Genomic DNA, 15,014 nt, shown 5'->3' with positions numbered 1-15,014 from the left:
CTAATAGTTCCCATTGTTCTGAAAGTTGGCCCATGCATCACATGGGGTGCCGTAGCGGTCTTTGATGTACCCGAGACCCCAACGGATCTGGGTCGCCGCGTTCGTCCGCCAGTCGTCGGCGACCGACGCCATCTTGTTGCCGGGCAACGACTGCGGGATCCCGTAGGCACCGGAGCCCGGGTTCTCGGCGTCGACCCGCCAGCCGCTCTCCTTGTTCCAGAGCTGCTCCAGGCAGGTCATCTGCGTCGTCTCGAAGCCGTACTCGGACAGCAGCGCGCAGCCGGTGTTCTTGTTGCCGGAGTACGTGTTGCAGTCGACCGGCGCGGTCGGTACCGGCGCGCCGCTCGTCCCGCTCTCCTCGGCTGCCTCGGCCCGCTTCTCTCGGGCCTTCTCGGCCCGCTCGGCCGTCTCGGCCGCGGTCTTCTGGGCCGCCGAGGCCTTGTCGGCCGCGCGCGACTGCGCGGTGTCGATCTTCTGCTGCTGCTCCGCGAGCTGCTCGGCCGCGGTCGGGCCCTCGGACTGCGTCCCGGTGTTCCCGTCGGGCGTCCTGGCGTCGGACGAAGCGTCCGCCTGGAGGTCGTCCTGCACTTGGACGGTGTCCGGGTCGCCGTCCCGGAGGACGGTCACCGCGACGCCGATCGCCGCGCACAGCACCAGGACGACGACGGCCGAGATCCGGAGCAGCACGTGTTTGCGCTGCCAGAAGGGGCCGGTCTGAGCCGGAGGCTCGGGCGGGACCTCGGCGTCGGCCGGGTTCGAGTCACCCCGGCGAGGCGGCCCGTCGCCGCCGGACGCGCTCCACCCGAGCGGCGCGGTCGCGGTCCGCGGTCCGTTCTCCGGGTGCACGGCGGCGATCGGGGCGGTTCGCGCGTCGCCGGTCGGGGGCGCGGCCGACCAGCCGAGCTGAGTCGTGTCGACGGTGGGCGCCGTCTCGATCGACGAGGCGCCGTTCGGAGGGGCGGGCCGGTAGTCGCGGACCGGGGCCATCTGGGCCGTCGGGTCGTCGGTCGCATCGACCGGCCGGAGGTGCTCGGTCTGGTCGGCGGCGACGTCCTGCGAGTGCCGGCCGCGCCGTAAGCCGCGGGCCGGGAGCTCCGGATAGGACGCCAGGTCCGGATCCGGGTTGGGCCGCCGGGCCGGCTCACTGGCCCGGTACGCGTCCCAGTTCCGGTACGGATCCCGACCGGCCTCGTCGCTCCCGCGCCGGGGATCGTCGCGGTAGGCCTCGCGGGGTGCTTCACGGCGAGTCTGGCGGGGGACCTCGTCGGCGGCGTAACCGATCGACTCGCGGTACTGCCGCTGCTCGGCCGCCTGCTGCGCGTCCCACTCCCGGGCCCGCTCCAACGCCGACGGCCCGCGCGACCCGGCCGCGCGCTCGCGGTACCCGTCGCGGTACCGGTCCGAACTCGACGGATCGGCGCCGCGGTAGCCGCCCTCGGGCGCCCGGTAGACCTCGACCTCCCGGCCGCCGTCCGGCGCCGGATGGTCCCGCGGCTCGGGCGCCCGGTACGACTCGGCGCTCCGGCGCGGCGGCGGCGGGTACTCGTCCGCCGTCCGCCGAGGCGCGGGCGCCGGCCCACGGTATCCGTCGTCGGACGGATACCCGCCGACGTCCCGGCGCGGAGCGGGCGTCCGATACGAATCGACGCTCGGACGACGCTCCGACGGAACATCGTCGGCCGAATCGCCCCACCAACTCACCGGCGTCTCAGCAGTGGGCAACTCCGGCGGGACGAACTCCCGCTCGGGCGAAGCCTCCGACCACTCGGACTCCACCGAACCCTGCCGATACGTCACCGGTGCAGGTCCGTCCCGAGCGCTGTACCTCCGGTCGCCCGTAAGCTCCTGACCGGTAGCGCTGCGTTCATGAGCACCTCTCGCGTCGGATCACGCACCGGCGCGGGTCCCCTCGTCCCGCGCGCGCACCTCGAGGCAAGGTACCGAACTCCGGTGCACCTGGTCCCCGGGAGTACCCAGATCAATACATCCGTTACCGCGAACCCCGGTCGAACGGCGGATGTTTCGCCCGCCCGAGCCTGTCGAAATCGGCCCCTCGCCGTTCGTCGCACAGTCAACGAATCGAAGGAGGCCCCGATGAAATACCTGATGCTGGTCTGCGTCGACGAGCACGTCGAGGAGGACGCCGACCCCGAGCCGTGGATCACCGAAATGGAATCCCGCGGGATCCGGCAGACCGGCAACCGCCTGCAGCCGATCGCCGACTCCACCACCGTCCGCGTTCGTAACGGCGAGGTCCTCATCGCCGACGGTCCGTTCGCGGAGACCAAGGAACAGATCGGCGGCTTCGACATCCTCGAGTGCCGTGACCTCGACGAAGCGATCGAGGTCGCCGCGAAGCACCCGGCGGCCACGTTCGGCACCCTGGAGCTCCGCCCGTTCTGGTCCGGAGCGTGACCCCGGACGAAGCCGCGGCTACCGCCTTCACCGAACAACGACGGCGGATCCTGGCCACCCTGATCCGGACCACCGGCGACTGGGACCTCGCCGAGGAGTGCGTCCAGGACGCCTTCGAGCGGGCCCTCTCCCGGTGGCCGGCCGAGGGCGTCCCCCGCAACCCCGGAGCGTGGCTCACGACGACGGCCCGCAACCGCGCGCTCGACCGGCTCCGCCGCGACGCCAACCACGCCACGAAACTGCGCCGGCTGGCCGTCGAGACCGACGACCCGAACGACGAGCTCCAACTGCTCTTCACCTGCTGCCACCCGGCCCTCCCGCTGGAGGCCCGGGTGGCCCTGACCCTGCACACGATCGCCGGCCTGAGCACCGAGCAGATCGCGGCCGCGCTGCTCGTCTCATCGTCCACGATGGCCCAGCGCCTGAGCCGGGCGAAACGCAAGATCCGGAACGCGGCGATCCCCTACCGGGTCCCGCCGCCCGAGCTGCTCGGCGAGCGCCTGCCGGGCGTCCTCGCGGTGATCTACCTCGTCTTCAACGAGGGCTACTCCGGCCGCCAGCAGCTCGCCGACGAGGCGATCCGGCTCGGCCGGCTGCTCCGGCACCTGATGCCGACCGAGACCGAGGTCCGCGGTCTGCTCGCGCTGATGCTGTTCCAGCACTCCCGCGCGCGGGCCCGCGCCGACGAGCACGGCGACCTGATCGTCCTCGAGGAGCAGGACCGCTCCCGGTGGGACACGACGCTGATCGCCGAGGGCCTCACGCTGCTCACCGGTACCGGGTCGCCGTACCAGCTACAGGCCGAGATCGCGGCCGGCCACAGCACGGCCCGCACGGCTGCCGACACCGACTGGCCCCGGATCGTCCAGCTCTACGAGCGGCTCGGGGCGCTCGTCCCGTCGCCGGTCGTCGCACTGAACCACGCGGTGGCCGTCGCGATGGCCGACGGTCCGGCCGCGGCCCTCCCGCTGCTCGACGCCCTCGACCCGACGCTGACCGGCTACTACCTGCTGCCGGCCACCCGCGCCGACCTCCTCCGCCGGCTCGGCCGTCCGGCCGAGGCCGCGGCCGAGTACGACCGCGCGCTGGCCCTCGCCCCGACCGAGGCCGAACGACGCTTCCTGAGCCGCCGTCGCCGATCGGTCGAGGAGGTGGTCCCGCCGATCGTCGCCTCCGTAGATCGCCTACGGACGAGGAGCGTCGATGACGGCCACGACGGTCGAACGCACTGACGGACGGGCCGCGGTCGCGGTCTTCCTGCTCAACGGTCTGACGATGTCGACGTACATCGTCCGGCTGCCCGCCCTGAAACACGATCTCGGCCTGGGGGACGCCACGGTCGGCGCGATCGGCGTCGTCTTCGCGCTCTCGGCACTGGCCGCGATGCAGGGCGTCGGCGGGCTCGTCCGCCGCTTCGGCACCGCGGCCGTACTCCGGGTGTCGCTGGCCGGCCTGCCGGTGCTGCTGGCCGCCACCGGACTGAGCGGCAACGTCATCACGCTGGCCGTCGCGGTGGCCGCCCTGGGCGCGGTCCACGGCACCACCGACACCGCGATGAACGCTCACGCGGTCGCCGTCGAGCGCCGAACCGGCCCGCTGCTCAACCGCTGCCATGCGGCCTGGAGCATCAGCACGGTCACCGCGTCGCTGGCCTCGGCGGGCGCGGCCCGCCTGGACCTGGGCACCGGCGTCTTCGTCGTCTCGGTCAGCGGGGCTCTGCTGGTGGCGGGTCTCGCGCTGGGCCGCGGGCTCCGCGCGCCCGGGGCTGCCCCGCGTTTGCCGGATTCCAGGGAGCCGGCCCGGTGGACGCGTCCGCTCGTGCTCCTCGGCGTGACCGGCACCGTCCTGATGGTGTGCGAGGGCGCCGCCCTCGGGTGGGGCGTCCTGCTCGTCCGGGACGCCAAGGGCGCCACGCTCGGCGTCGCCACGCTCGCGGTCACCGCGTACACCGCCGCCCAGACCGCGGCCCGCCTGCTCGGCGACCGCCTCACCACCCGGGTCCAGGCCCCGACTATCTTCCGCGCCGGTCTGGCGCTGGCCGCCCTCGGCTTCGGCGCGTCCGCGCTGGCCCCGGGGCCGTGGTTCGCGGTGGCCGCGTTCACCGTGATGGGGCTGGGCATGGCGTTTCCGCTGCCGCTGGCGTTCAGCGCCGTCGGAACGCTCGCCGGCGACGAGGTGGCTCCGGCCATGGCCCGCTTCACCACGTTCACCTACGGCGGCATCCTGCTGGGCCCCGCGCTGGTCGGCGGCGTCGCCGAATTCACCGGCCTCCCGGCGGTCGTCGCCACCCTCGCCGCCGTCCTGGTGTCGGTCAACCTCGCCTACCGATTGCCCTCCTGATAAGTGGAGGTTCGGCGGGTGCGGCCCTCATCCTCCGACCAGCTCACGCAGACGCTCGGCCGTGCCGGCGTCGGCCGGGAAGAACGACTCGATCACCAGCTCGTCCACGGTGACGTCGGCGGCGGTCTCGACGGTCGCGGCGATCGAGAAGAACGAGAGCTCGCCGCCCTCGTGACGCAACCGCAGCGGGAGCACGACGTCGGTGGGGGCCAGGGCCGGGCCGGTTCCGCCCGGGTAGGCGACCAGCTCCTCGTGCAGTGCGGCCAGCTTGGCGTCGCCGGTCTGCACGGCCCGGCGGCGGACCTGCCCGAGCAGGTGCGCGCGCCACTGGCCGAGGTTGGCGATCCGCGGCGCGAGCCCGTCCGGGTGCAGCGAGAGCCGGAGGACGTTCACCGGCGGCTCCAACAGCGCCGGGTCGACGTCGGTCATCAGGAACGTGATCGCGTCGTTCGCCTCGAGCAGCTCCCACCAGCGGTTGATCAGCACGGCCGGGTGCGGCTCGTGACCGGTGAGCACCGCCCGCAGCGCGGCCCGGACGTTGGCCAGCTCGGGCTCGTCGAGACCGTGCTGCGGGTAGCGGGGTGCGTAGCCGCCGGCGAGCAGGATCTGATTGCGCTCGCGCAGCGGCACGTCCAGGTGCTCGGTGATCTTCATGAGCATCTCCGGGGTCGGGCGCGAGCGGCCGGTCTCGACGAAGCTCAGGTGCCGGGTCGAGATCGCTGCTTGCGACGAGAGTTCGAGCTGGCTCAACCGACGCCGCTCCCGCCATTCCCGGAGCAGCTGCCCGACCGCGGGTTCCGTCGTAGTCACGAGTCTCGACGCTAGCCAGGCCGTCGTACCGGCGCGATTACCTCGGAGGGAATCGACCGACGGCCGGGCGGCGGCGAACGATCAGCGGTGTTGCCGACCCGAAGGGATCACCGCCATGTCCGACCTGATCGAGCGTTACCTGGCCGTCTGGAACGAGGCCGACCCGGAGGCCCGCCGGGCCAAGCTCGCCCAAGACTGGGCCGAGGACGTCACGCTCGTCGATCCGCTCGTCGACGTGCAGGGCCGGGACGCGATCGACGCGACGATCGCCGGCGTCCGCGAGCAGTTCGACGGGCTCGTGTTCACCCCGGTCGGCACCGTCGACGCCCACCACGGCGTCGCCCGGTTCCGCTGGGGCCTCGGCCCGGCCGGCGCCGAGCCGCTGGCGATCGGTTTCGACGTCGTCACGCTGGACGCCGAGGGCCGCATCAAGACCGTCGTCGGCTTCTTCGACAAGCTGCCCGCAACTTAGAACCCGACCGCGAACGCGCGCTTGAGGTAGGCCCAGGACTCCGGGTCGACCAGACCGCGGGTGGCCCGCTCGGCGCCCTGTCCGTCCATCCGGGCATACATCGCCGAGCGCATCCCGCGGCCGCCCGCGGTCATCTCGTCGACGACGTCCCGCCAGCGCCCGGCCAGCCGCTGCACCTCCGGGTCGGCCGGGTCGGTTCCCGCCTCCACGTGCGGCCGCAGCGCCGCGACCAACCGACGGCAGCGATCCTGCCAGTCGTCGAAATCCGCCTCGCCGTGCCGCGCCCGGGCCGCCGCCAGCTGCTCGGGTGTGAAATAACTCGATTTCATCATGGCCTCCATCGCCGCGAACAACTCGTCGATCCCTGGGTCGCGGGAGTCGCGTAGTGCTTGGTTGAGGCCGGTGAGCTGGTCGCGGAGCGAGGCCAGGTCCCGCTCGATCGCGGCCCGCTGCCGCCGGATGATCACCCCCAGTTCCTCCGGGGCCGCGTCCAGCGACCGGGCGACGTCCGCCAACGACAAACCGAGGTACCGCAGCACGAGCACCCGGTACAGCCGGCGGGCGTCGTCCGCCGTGTAGAGACGGTGGCCTCCGGCCGACCGTTCGGTCGGCCGGAGAACCCCGACGACGTCGAAATGGTGCAGGGTCCGACGCGGACGCTGACCCCTCACGGGGCGTCAGGTTCACGCTCGGCTGAAAACCATGGGCGAACGCTGGGAAGAGGGTGGGAGATCGATCGGGTTCCGGCTGCCGGCGCAATTCTCGGCGAACCTCGAAGGCGAGAGGACCAGCAGTTCGTCGAAGGAGTCCGATGGCCGAGGCCCGCTTACTGGTCGTCGACGACGAACCGAACATCGTCGAGCTGCTCGAAACGAGCCTGTGCTACGCCGGATTCGACGTCCAGACCGCCTCCACCGGCCGAGAAGCCGTCGCCGCGATCAGCGAACGCAGCCCCGACCTGGTGCTCCTCGACATCATGCTGCCGGACATCGAGGGCCTGGAAGTAGTGAGGCTGCTCCGCTCCACCGGCAGCCGGATCCCGGTACTGCTGCTCACCGCCCGCGACGGCACCGACGACAAGATCGCCGCGCTCACGCTGGGCGCCGACGACTACGTCACCAAACCGTTCAGCCTGAACGAGGTGCTGGCCCGCATCCGGGCGCTTCTCCGCCGCACCGCGGTGGACGAGCGGGCACCCCGCGAAACGCCGAGACTTCGTCCACCTCGGGTGGTTTAACCCGAAATCGTCGGGTACGCGGGGCCCATGCAGTTCACCGAGACGCTCCTCGACAGCATGCAGGCCGGCGTCATCGCCTGCGATGCGACCGGGCGGATCGTCGTCGTCAACCGCGCTCTGCGCGAACTGCACGAGCTGCCCGCGAGCTGGCCCGACGGCGATCTCCACGACGCCACGACGGCCCTGCTGGACCGGCTGAGGCACCCGTCGGGTGCGGCCATCCATCCGGACGACACCCCGCTGCGCCTCGCGCTCGACGGCCGGCCCACCCACCTGGCCGACGTCCGGCTGATGAACCCCGGCCGCCCGACGAAATACGTCGACCTCGACGCCCGGCCGGTCCGAGCCGCCGACGGCTCCCACGCCGGTGCGGTCGCGACGATCCAGGACGTCACCGCCGAACGGAGAGCGGCGCAGGTCAGCCGGTGCGAGCTGCAGGTCGCCCGGGTGCTCGCGCACGCGCCGACGCTGGAGGCGGCCGGCCCGGCGCTGGTGGCCACGATCGCCGAAGCGCTCGGCTGCTCCCACGTCGGACTGTGGATGGTCGACGGGATCGCGGACACGCTCCTCCCGGCCGGACAGTGGACGGCGTCGGCCTTCCCGACCGACGTGATGCCGGACCGGATCGTCCGCGGAACCGGGACCACCGGGACCGCCTGGCAGACCGGGGAACCGGTCTGGATCCCGGACCTGAAGCGGCCTCCCGACCACCTGGCCGGGCTGCTCGACGCGGAGCACGAGCGAGCGGCCGCCCTCGGCATCCGATCGATCCTGGCCGTGCCGCTGCCGGGCACGCCGGATCCGTTGGGCGTGCTGACCTGCGTCTACGACCAGCCCCAGACCGACGACGCGTTGGTCGACGCGCTCGCGACCGCGGTCGCCACCCAGATCGGGTACTTCGTCGCGCACCGCCGGGAACGTGACCTCACCCGCGATCTCGACCGCAGCCGGAACAACTACGTCGACCTGGTCGGCCACGAGCTGCGCACGCCGATCACCGCGATCGCGACCTACGCCGAGCTGCTCGCGATGAGCGCGGAAACCTGGCCGGACGACGACCGGGCCCTGCTCGAGGTGATCGCCCGCAACACCGCCCGGGTCCGCGCGCTGATCGAGTACCTGCTGGACCTGAGCACGATCGAGAACGGCGAGCTGAGCCTGCTGCCCGAGCGGCTCGACTTCGCCGAGGTCGTCGAGGGCGCGGCGGGCGCGCTCGAGTCACCGTCGAACATCGAGGTCACGGTCGACGCGCACACGGCCGAGCTGCAGGGCGACCGGCACCGGCTGCGCCAGGTCGTCGATCACCTGCTCTCGAACGCGGTCAAGTTCAGCCCGGACGGCGGGGGGATCGAGATCCGCCTGCGCACCGACCACACGGTCGCGATCCTGGAGATCACCGACGGCGGCCTCGGCGTCCCGGTCGACGAGCGCGAACGCGTCTTCGACGCGTTCTACCGGGGCTCGGACGTCCAGCACTCGGGGATCCCGGGGGCCGGGCTCGGGCTCAGCCTCGCGCGGACGCTCACCTCCGCGCACGGAGGCACGGTGACTCTCGACGGCGGGGAGCCCCACGGAACCCGGGTGACCGTTCGCCTACCTCTCGGATGCGGCTGACCTTAGCTTCTCGGCGAGCTCCCGGGCTCGGACGCGCAGGTCGGGCGGGTCGAGCACGTCGAAGTCGTGGCCGAGCAGGAGCACGTGCAGCAACACCGAGTCGAGGTCGGCGCCCCCGCTGACCACCTCGCACCCCCCGCTCGCATGCGGACGGACCACCGCGGCCGACGCCGAGACCTGCGCGCGGACGGTCTCGGCCGGCGCGTGCACGAGGAACCGGGCCTGGCGCGGGTAGACCCGGCTGGCCACGCCCTCCTGGACGAACGCCGCCGCGTCGGGCGGGGCCGGCCGGGGGCGGAAGTGCCAGGTCCGGGCGGCGACGTCGGTCATCCGGTCGACGCGGAAGCTGCGCCAGCCGTCCCGATCGACGTCGTAGGCCAACAGGTACCACCGCCGGTCGGAGGCGACGAGCCGGTACGGCTCCACCCGGCGGCGGAGCACGTCCGCGGACGGGTAGTCGAAACCCACCTCGACCTCGTCCCGGCAGGCCCGGGCCAGCGTCATCAGGACGTCCGGGTCGATGCGCGCCCGGCCGCCGCCGAACGACTCGACCGAGCCGGAGAGCGCCCGCACCTCACGGCGCAGCCGGGCCGGCAGCACCCGGTCGAGCTTGGTCAGCGCCCGCAGCGTGGCGTCGCCGGAGCCGGCGCTGATCAGCAGCGAGACCGCGGTCGCGATCGCTTCCTCGTCGTCCAGCAGCAGCGGAGGCAGGTCCTGGCCGGGGCCGAGCCGGTAGCCGCCACCGACACCCTGGCCGGCGTGGACCGGGTACCCGAGCGTGCGCAACCGCTCGACGTCCCGGCGGACCGTCCGGGAGGTGACCCCGAGCCGCTCGGCGAGTTCGGGCCCGCTCCAGACCTGCCGCTGCTGCAACAGGCCGAGCAGCGCCAGCACACGCTCGGTGGTGTCCATGGTTTCCACGATCGCAGGCATCGCGGACGGATCCTGTCCGCCTGGGATGCCAGAGTGGCGCCATGGAATGGAACCGCGTCCTGCGCGAGCAGTGGGAATACCTGTGGAACCAGCAGGTCCGGGCCCGGCTGCACGGGCTGACCGACGACGAATACTTCTGGTCACCGGCACCGAACCCGTGGACGGTCCGACCTCATCGCGACGGAAGTTTCGCAATGGACTTCACGTACCCGCCGCCGGAGCCGGCCCCGTTCACGACGATCGCCTGGCGGCTCAACCACGTCATCTTCGGCGTGCTCGCGATGCGGAACACGTGGCACTTCGGCGCGCCCGCCACGTCGTGGGAGACCTGGGAGTTCGCCGGTCGCGCGGCGACCGCGCTGCAGCAGCTCGACGAGCAGGTCGACGTCTGGCTGGCCGGCGTCCGGTCGCTCGGCGAGGACGGCCTGGCGGCACCGGTCGGAGACAAGGAGCCGTATCCGGACTCGCCCATGGCCACGCTGATCCTGCACGTCCAGCGCGAGCTGATCCATCACCTGTCCGAGGTCAGCCTGCTGCGCGACCTGTACCTGCACACGAACGGAGCGCGCCCATGACCCGCGATTTCCAGGTCACGTTCGACGCCCACGACCCGGCGGCGCAGTCGCGGTTCTGGGCCGAGGCCCTCGGGTACGCGATCCCCGGTCCACCCGGGGTGGTGCTCCCGGAGGGCGCCGATCCGCTGGCCGCGTGGGACGAGTTCCTGGCCCGGATCGGGGTGCCGGTCGAGCAGCGGAACTCGCGGTCGGCGATCGAGGACCCGGAGGGGTCTCGTCCGCGGGTGTTCTTCCAGCAGGTGCCGGAACACAAGGTCGTCAAGAACCGGGTGCACCTCGACGTGCGCGCGGCGACCGGCCTCGGGGGTGACGAGCGGATGGCGGCGCTCGAGGCCGAGTGCGATCGGTTGGTCGCGCTCGGCGCGAAGCGCCTGACCCGCTACGAGCCGGCACCCCCGCTGGACGCCGGCCACATCGTGATGGCCGACCCGGAAGGCAACGAGTTCTGCCTCGACTGACCCTGGGGACCACCGCGTTAAGAGTTTGCTGTGGGTACGGCCGTGATGGGTGTTTTGCACCTTTTGGGGTAGACGCTCGTGGTGCGCGAACCGCGTCCAGAAGATCGCCTTCTCGGAACGGAGTTTTTCGTGAAAGCCACGTACCTGCGCGGTGCCCTTGCAGCGGGCGCCACGATCGCAGCCCTGGCGGCCGGAGCCCCGGCCGCTTACGCCGAACCGCCCGCACCCGGGCCCGACAACGCCACGCCAGCAGCACAGCACGACAAGCACCACGACTTCTCGTGGATCGGCTTCTTCATCGTCTTCGGCCGTGAGGGCGGCCCCCACATGTTCCCGATGGGCAACATGGGCGCCGGAGCGCGTCCCGACGGCCCGGAGCAGGGCGCCTCCGGCGGCGCACAGGGCGCTCCCGCCCCCGCCACCTCCACGGAACCCGCGGCGGCGACCGTTTCCGCGTCCGCGTCCGCGAGCGAGGCCGCCTCGCCCGAGGCGTCCACCACGCCGGAGGCGGCGCCGAGCGCGCCCTGAACCCGCACCACCTCGACGAGCCCCGGCGCACCTCGCGCCGGGGCTCGGTCCTCAACCACTACGCGGGCGCAAGGGCGCGCCGGCGCGCGATCCGAAGAAACAGCACCGCCGGGATCCCACAGGCCAGGATCGCGAACACGCTGGCCTCCGGCCCGAACGAACCACCGGTCAGCGCGGCCGGCCCGTCCAACACCGAGTGCAGCAGCCCACCGTGGTTGGTCGAACCCGACACCGTCGTACCGAACAGCCCACCCTCGGCCATGTTCCACCCGAAGTGCAGCCCGATCGGGAACCACAGGTTCCGGGTCAGCGCGTACGCAGCCCCGAGCATCAGACCGGCCTCGATGGCGATCGCGATCGCGCCCCAGACCGTCGCGCCCTTGTTCACCAAGTGCAGCAGACCGAACAGCACCGCCGAGACGGCCAGCGCGACCCGCGTCCCCCAACGCTCCTGCACGATCCGGAACAGCACCGCCCGGAACACGATCTCCTCGGTCACCGCGGCCCCGACGTTGATCCCGACCGCGGCCAGGAACGCGACGAACGATCCCCACCCGAGGCTCTCGACCCCGCCGAACATCGCGATCAGCGCGAACGTCACCGTGAACAGCCCGAGCCCCAACAGCGACCCGGTCAGCAGGCCCCGCCCGGTCCAGGCCACCTCGGTCACCGGACGCTGCTCGAGCCGCCCGATCACCCGCCGGTAGAGCCACAGCGCGCCGATCGCCCCACCGACGCCGACCACCAGCGAACCGACGCCGGTACCGGCCAGCGCGCTGGTCAGGCTCCCGACGACCGCCATCACGGCGCCGAACCCGACGAGTAGAAGAATCAGCCGCTTCATCGCAATCGCTCCCTGGGTTTTCGCAACTCCGTCCGCCCAGAACGCTATGAATTCCGACCGGGTCCGCGAGTCACCCGCGGGCGGACATTTTCCGAGTAGCTCGCACGGGGGACACGGCCGAAAAATCTGTCCGATCCAGGGGGACGTGCGCCCGGCGCACCGGCGATTGACTTGGGCCCACCGAAAACGAGGAGAGTCCAATGTTGAAGCGAATAGTCGCCATTCTCGCGCTCACGGCCACGACCACCGCACTGGCCACGGCCTGCGATTCCGAAGACGCAGCGGCGAAAAGCACGCTCGCCTGGAAAGCCTGTCCGGCACAGGCCCAGGGTGCTCCGCCCCGCGATCCCGGCCAGCAATGCGCCGAGATCGAGGTCCCGCTCGACTACCGGCACCCCACCCAGAAAATCACGGTCACGATCTCGAAGATCTCCACCGCGAAGCCGGACCGGCGCCGGGGCGTCCTTTTACTCAACCCTGGTGGACCGGCCCTTCCCGGCCTCGACATGCCCAGCGAGATCAAGTCCACGCTCCCCGCCGACGTGCTCGACCGCTACGACCTGGTCGGATTCGACCCGCGGGGCGTCGGCCACAGCACCCCGCAGAGCTGCGGTCTGCCCGACCCGAACCCGCTCGGCCTGTTCCCCTACCCGGCGGTCGACGGCTCGACCGCGGGCAACGTCGAATACGCCCGCACGGTCGCCGACAAATGCGGAAAACAAAAGAACCTGAAATACTTCACGACCGCGAACACGGCCCGGGACCTCGACCGAATTCGCCAGGCCCTCGGGGAGAAGAAGATCTCGTACTGGGGCCAGTCCTACGGCACCTACCTCGGCACGGTCTACGCCAGCCTCTTCGAGAAGAACACCGACCGGGTGATTCTCGAAGGAAACGTCGACCCGACCAAAGTCTGGTCCGAGCAGGTCGCTCTCTGGGGTAAGGGAATGACCGATCGATTCGCCGACGCGGCCGAGGTCGCGATCGCCCGGAAGGCGGGGCTCGGCTCGACGGTCCCCGAGGTGACGAAGTCCTACCTCGCGCTCGTCGACCGGCTCGACCGCACGCCCGCCGCCGTTCCCGGCTCCCCGGTCAAGGTCGACGGCCGGACCGTCCGCAACCTCACCTACGGCCTGCTGCTGCGGAACGAGAACCTCCCGGTGCTGGTCCAGCTCTGGCGCGCCGCCGCCGATCTGGCCGACGGCACCCTCTCCGACGCCGACAACGCCGTCCTCCACCAGGCCTTCGCCGACCAGCCCCCGACGCCCGGCGTGCCGGCCGACAACCAGTCGACGATGTTCGCGGCCCTCACCTGCGGCGACGCCCCCTGGCCGACCGACCTCGACGAGTACGCGAGGAAGACCGCAGCGGACCGCGCCGCCTACCCGCTCACCGCCGGGATGCCGGCCAACGTCTGGCCGTGCACGTTCTGGACGGACCAGCCGATCGAGGCGCCGGTCACGGTCAACGACGACGGCCCGCGCAACGTCCTGATCCTGCAGAACCGGCGCGACAACGCGACGCCGTGGGAGGGCGCGATCGGCCTGAGGAATGCGCTCGGACGCCGGGCCGGGTTCGTCGGGGTCGACAACGGTGGCCACTACGTCTACGGCGTCGGCTCGAAGTGCGCCGACCGGGCCACGGTCGCCTTCCTCACCCACGGCACCCTCCCCGGCCGGGACCTCAGCTGCTGATCGCCAGACCGACCCGATCGAGGGCCTCGACGAGGTCCTCGATCGGCAGGTGTCCGAAGCCCACCCGGAACACCCGGTCGTCGTCGCCGAACCAGGAGCCCGGCGCGACCCGGGTGTCGAGCGCGGTCAGCCGCGAATAGAACTCGCCGACCCGGTCGATCCGCAGGCAACACAGCGCTCCGCCGTCCGGCACCACGATCTCCACCGGCTGCCCGGCCGCCCACCTCACCACCACGTCGAGTGCGGCACGCAGCCGCGACGCCCGCGTCGCCAGGATCGACGCCTGCCTGCGCAGCACCTGCTCGGCCAGGAACGAATCCACGGTCGAGGACGCGACCGTCGACCTGAACTTCGCCTCCTGCAGGCGCACGTACAGGTCGGCGTCGGGAGCCGTCAGCCAGCCGGTCCGCAGGCCGGGTGCTCCGTGCGCCTTCGAGAGCGACGAGCACGTCACCACGCGCGGCGAGAGCCCGGCCGCGGATCGAGCCGGCGAAGCGTCCGAATAAGAAGAAGAGCGGTACGTCTCGTCGACCAGCACCACCGCTTCCGGGGCGCGGTCGGAGACCGCGGCGAGCAGGCCGCCGAGTTCCTCCTCGGTGAACCGGACGCCGGACGGGTTCTGCGGGGAGGCCAGCGACACCAGGCGGGTGTCCGGCCGCAGCGCCGAGGCCACCCGGTCGAGCGGCATCCGGTAGCCGTCGTCGAACGAGAGCGGCACGACGTCGACCCGCGCGCCGATCGCCTCCGGAACCGACCGCGCGGGCGGGAAACACGGGGTCAGCAGCACCACCCCGTCACCGGGGGACAGCAGGGACGCCACCAGCGACAACGCCTGCTGCGCCCCCGCCGTGACCAGCACCTGATCGGCCGACACCCCGGTCTCGGCCGCGATCAATGCCCGCAGCGACTCGGGGCCCCGGGTGGTCCCGTACCCGAGCGACAGCGCAGGCAGCGGGCCGAGTTCGTCGGTGGTCAGCGGCGGACACGTGCTCTCGGCCAGGTCGTACCGCACGGACGCGTCGATCAGCGAGGCCATCGGGCTGGTCATGGCGTCGAGAATCCCCGATGACGGTCCAGGCCGGCGGACCGGGTCA

The 15,014-nt window shown here is 71.9% G+C and carries 15 protein-coding genes and 1 pseudogene; 10 read left to right on the top strand and 6 right to left on the bottom strand.

Translation table 11 applies throughout. From position 1 onward, the window contains the following. On the bottom strand, positions 1 to 1,797 hold the full coding sequence (locus FL583_RS41115; protein ID WP_142707204.1) for an aggregation-promoting factor C-terminal-like domain-containing protein: 1,797 nt from the start codon (positions 1,795 to 1,797) through the stop codon (positions 1 to 3). A 297-nt stretch (positions 1,798 to 2,094) separates the two neighbouring features. Here FL583_RS41115 and FL583_RS24775 point away from each other — a divergent pair, with 297 nt between their 5' ends. From FL583_RS24775 to FL583_RS24765, 3 genes are read left to right on the top strand one after another with little or no spacing between them, the layout of a single operon-like run. Next, complete coding sequence (locus FL583_RS24775; protein ID WP_142707203.1) at positions 2,095 to 2,415, top strand: YciI family protein; 321 nt, start codon at positions 2,095 to 2,097, stop codon at positions 2,413 to 2,415. Next, a complete protein-coding gene (locus FL583_RS24770) occupies positions 2,412 to 3,647 on the top strand; it encodes an RNA polymerase sigma factor (RefSeq protein WP_142707202.1) in 1,236 nt (411 codons plus the stop codon). The genes FL583_RS24775 and FL583_RS24770 overlap by 4 nt, the downstream gene beginning before the upstream one ends. Beyond that, a complete protein-coding gene (locus tag FL583_RS24765) occupies positions 3,619 to 4,755 on the top strand; it encodes an MFS transporter (protein ID WP_142707201.1) in 1,137 nt (378 codons plus the stop codon). Before FL583_RS24770 ends, FL583_RS24765 begins: the two co-directional genes overlap by 29 nt. Before the next feature lie 27 nt (positions 4,756 to 4,782). On the opposite strand, the gene FL583_RS24760 is transcribed toward FL583_RS24765, so the two are convergent. Beyond that, positions 4,783 to 5,565 (bottom strand): helix-turn-helix domain-containing protein, encoded by a 783-nt coding sequence (locus FL583_RS24760; RefSeq protein ID WP_142707200.1) that lies wholly within the window; start codon positions 5,563 to 5,565, stop codon positions 4,783 to 4,785. A 115-nt stretch (positions 5,566 to 5,680) separates the two neighbouring features. Here FL583_RS24760 and FL583_RS24755 point away from each other — a divergent pair, with 115 nt between their 5' ends. Continuing rightward, positions 5,681 to 6,037: a nuclear transport factor 2 family protein gene (locus tag FL583_RS24755; protein WP_142707199.1), complete on the top strand. Its 357-nt coding sequence runs from the start codon at positions 5,681 to 5,683 to the stop codon at positions 6,035 to 6,037. Here the strand turns inward: FL583_RS24755 and FL583_RS24750 are convergent. Further along, positions 6,034 to 6,708: a MerR family transcriptional regulator gene (locus FL583_RS24750; RefSeq protein ID WP_142707198.1), complete on the bottom strand. Its 675-nt coding sequence runs from the start codon at positions 6,706 to 6,708 to the stop codon at positions 6,034 to 6,036. The genes FL583_RS24755 and FL583_RS24750 overlap by 4 nt on opposite strands. 140 nt (positions 6,709 to 6,848) lie before the next feature. Here FL583_RS24750 and FL583_RS24745 point away from each other — a divergent pair. Then, a pseudogene (locus FL583_RS24745) lies at positions 6,849 to 7,235 on the top strand (response regulator); the annotation flags it as partial. Positions 7,236 to 7,301: 66 nt separating this feature from the next. Beyond that, a complete protein-coding gene (locus FL583_RS24740; protein WP_142707196.1) occupies positions 7,302 to 8,888 on the top strand; it encodes a sensor histidine kinase in 1,587 nt (528 codons plus the stop codon). Here the strand turns inward: FL583_RS24740 and FL583_RS24735 are convergent. Beyond that, positions 8,868 to 9,821, bottom strand: a complete 954-nt coding sequence (locus FL583_RS24735) for a helix-turn-helix transcriptional regulator (protein WP_142707195.1) — start codon at positions 9,819 to 9,821, stop codon at positions 8,868 to 8,870. The two genes, FL583_RS24740 and FL583_RS24735, sit on opposite strands and share 21 nt — an antisense overlap. Before the next feature lie 41 nt (positions 9,822 to 9,862). On the opposite strand from FL583_RS24735, the gene FL583_RS24730 reads away from it, so the two are divergent. The 3 genes from FL583_RS24730 (at position 9,863) to FL583_RS24720 (ending at position 11,382) form a co-directional block, all read left to right on the top strand. Next, positions 9,863 to 10,396: a DinB family protein gene (locus tag FL583_RS24730; protein WP_142707194.1), complete on the top strand. Its 534-nt coding sequence runs from the start codon at positions 9,863 to 9,865 to the stop codon at positions 10,394 to 10,396. Continuing rightward, the gene (locus FL583_RS24725) at positions 10,393 to 10,854 is read left to right on the top strand and encodes a VOC family protein (RefSeq protein ID WP_142707193.1); all 462 of its coding nucleotides are present in this window, start codon (positions 10,393 to 10,395) and stop codon (positions 10,852 to 10,854) included. The genes FL583_RS24730 and FL583_RS24725 overlap by 4 nt, the downstream gene beginning before the upstream one ends. A gap of 129 nt (positions 10,855 to 10,983) precedes the next feature. Further along, positions 10,984 to 11,382: a hypothetical protein gene (locus tag FL583_RS24720; protein WP_142707192.1), complete on the top strand. Its 399-nt coding sequence runs from the start codon at positions 10,984 to 10,986 to the stop codon at positions 11,380 to 11,382. 58 nt (positions 11,383 to 11,440) lie between these two features. On the opposite strand, the gene FL583_RS24715 is transcribed toward FL583_RS24720, so the two are convergent. Beyond that, positions 11,441 to 12,226, bottom strand: coding sequence for a CPBP family intramembrane glutamic endopeptidase (locus FL583_RS24715; RefSeq protein WP_142707191.1), 786 nt, complete (start codon positions 12,224 to 12,226; stop codon positions 11,441 to 11,443). A gap of 200 nt (positions 12,227 to 12,426) precedes the next feature. On the opposite strand from FL583_RS24715, the gene FL583_RS24710 reads away from it, so the two are divergent. Next, on the top strand, positions 12,427 to 13,920 hold the full coding sequence (locus FL583_RS24710; protein WP_142707190.1) for an alpha/beta hydrolase: 1,494 nt from the start codon (positions 12,427 to 12,429) through the stop codon (positions 13,918 to 13,920). Here the strand turns inward: FL583_RS24710 and FL583_RS24705 are convergent. Beyond that, entirely contained in the window at positions 13,910 to 14,968 is a 1,059-nt protein-coding gene (locus tag FL583_RS24705; protein WP_205752420.1) for a pyridoxal phosphate-dependent aminotransferase, read from the bottom strand. The two genes, FL583_RS24710 and FL583_RS24705, sit on opposite strands and share 11 nt — an antisense overlap. Between the last annotated feature and the right edge of the window lie 46 nt (positions 14,969 to 15,014).

Origin of the sequence: Cryptosporangium phraense, assembly GCF_006912135.1 — a bacterium.
In the GTDB taxonomy this organism is placed as follows: domain Bacteria; phylum Actinomycetota; class Actinomycetes; order Mycobacteriales; family Cryptosporangiaceae; genus Cryptosporangium; species Cryptosporangium phraense.
Note: the sequence above shows the minus strand (reverse complement) of the source record. Positions and strands in the feature narration are given on the sequence as shown.

Excerpts from the sequence above, each read along its gene's own strand:
- FL583_RS24735 (WP_142707195.1), bottom strand. The coding sequence starts at position 9,821 with ATGCCTGCGATCGTGGAAACCATGGACACCACCGAGCGTGTGCTGGCG.
- FL583_RS24755 (WP_142707199.1), top strand. The coding sequence starts at position 5,681 with ATGTCCGACCTGATCGAGCGTTACCTGGCCGTCTGGAACGAGGCCGAC.
- FL583_RS24715 (WP_142707191.1), bottom strand. The coding sequence starts at position 12,226 with ATGAAGCGGCTGATTCTTCTACTCGTCGGGTTCGGCGCCGTGATGGCG.
- FL583_RS24705 (WP_205752420.1), bottom strand. The coding sequence starts at position 14,968 with ATGACCAGCCCGATGGCCTCGCTGATCGACGCGTCCGTGCGGTACGAC.
- FL583_RS24710 (WP_142707190.1), top strand. The coding sequence starts at position 12,427 with ATGTTGAAGCGAATAGTCGCCATTCTCGCGCTCACGGCCACGACCACC.
- FL583_RS24765 (WP_142707201.1), top strand. The coding sequence starts at position 3,619 with ATGACGGCCACGACGGTCGAACGCACTGACGGACGGGCCGCGGTCGCG.
- FL583_RS24725 (WP_142707193.1), top strand. The coding sequence starts at position 10,393 with ATGACCCGCGATTTCCAGGTCACGTTCGACGCCCACGACCCGGCGGCG.
- FL583_RS24775 (WP_142707203.1), top strand. The coding sequence starts at position 2,095 with ATGAAATACCTGATGCTGGTCTGCGTCGACGAGCACGTCGAGGAGGAC.
- FL583_RS24740 (WP_142707196.1), top strand. The coding sequence starts at position 7,302 with ATGCAGTTCACCGAGACGCTCCTCGACAGCATGCAGGCCGGCGTCATC.
- FL583_RS24730 (WP_142707194.1), top strand. The coding sequence starts at position 9,863 with ATGGAATGGAACCGCGTCCTGCGCGAGCAGTGGGAATACCTGTGGAAC.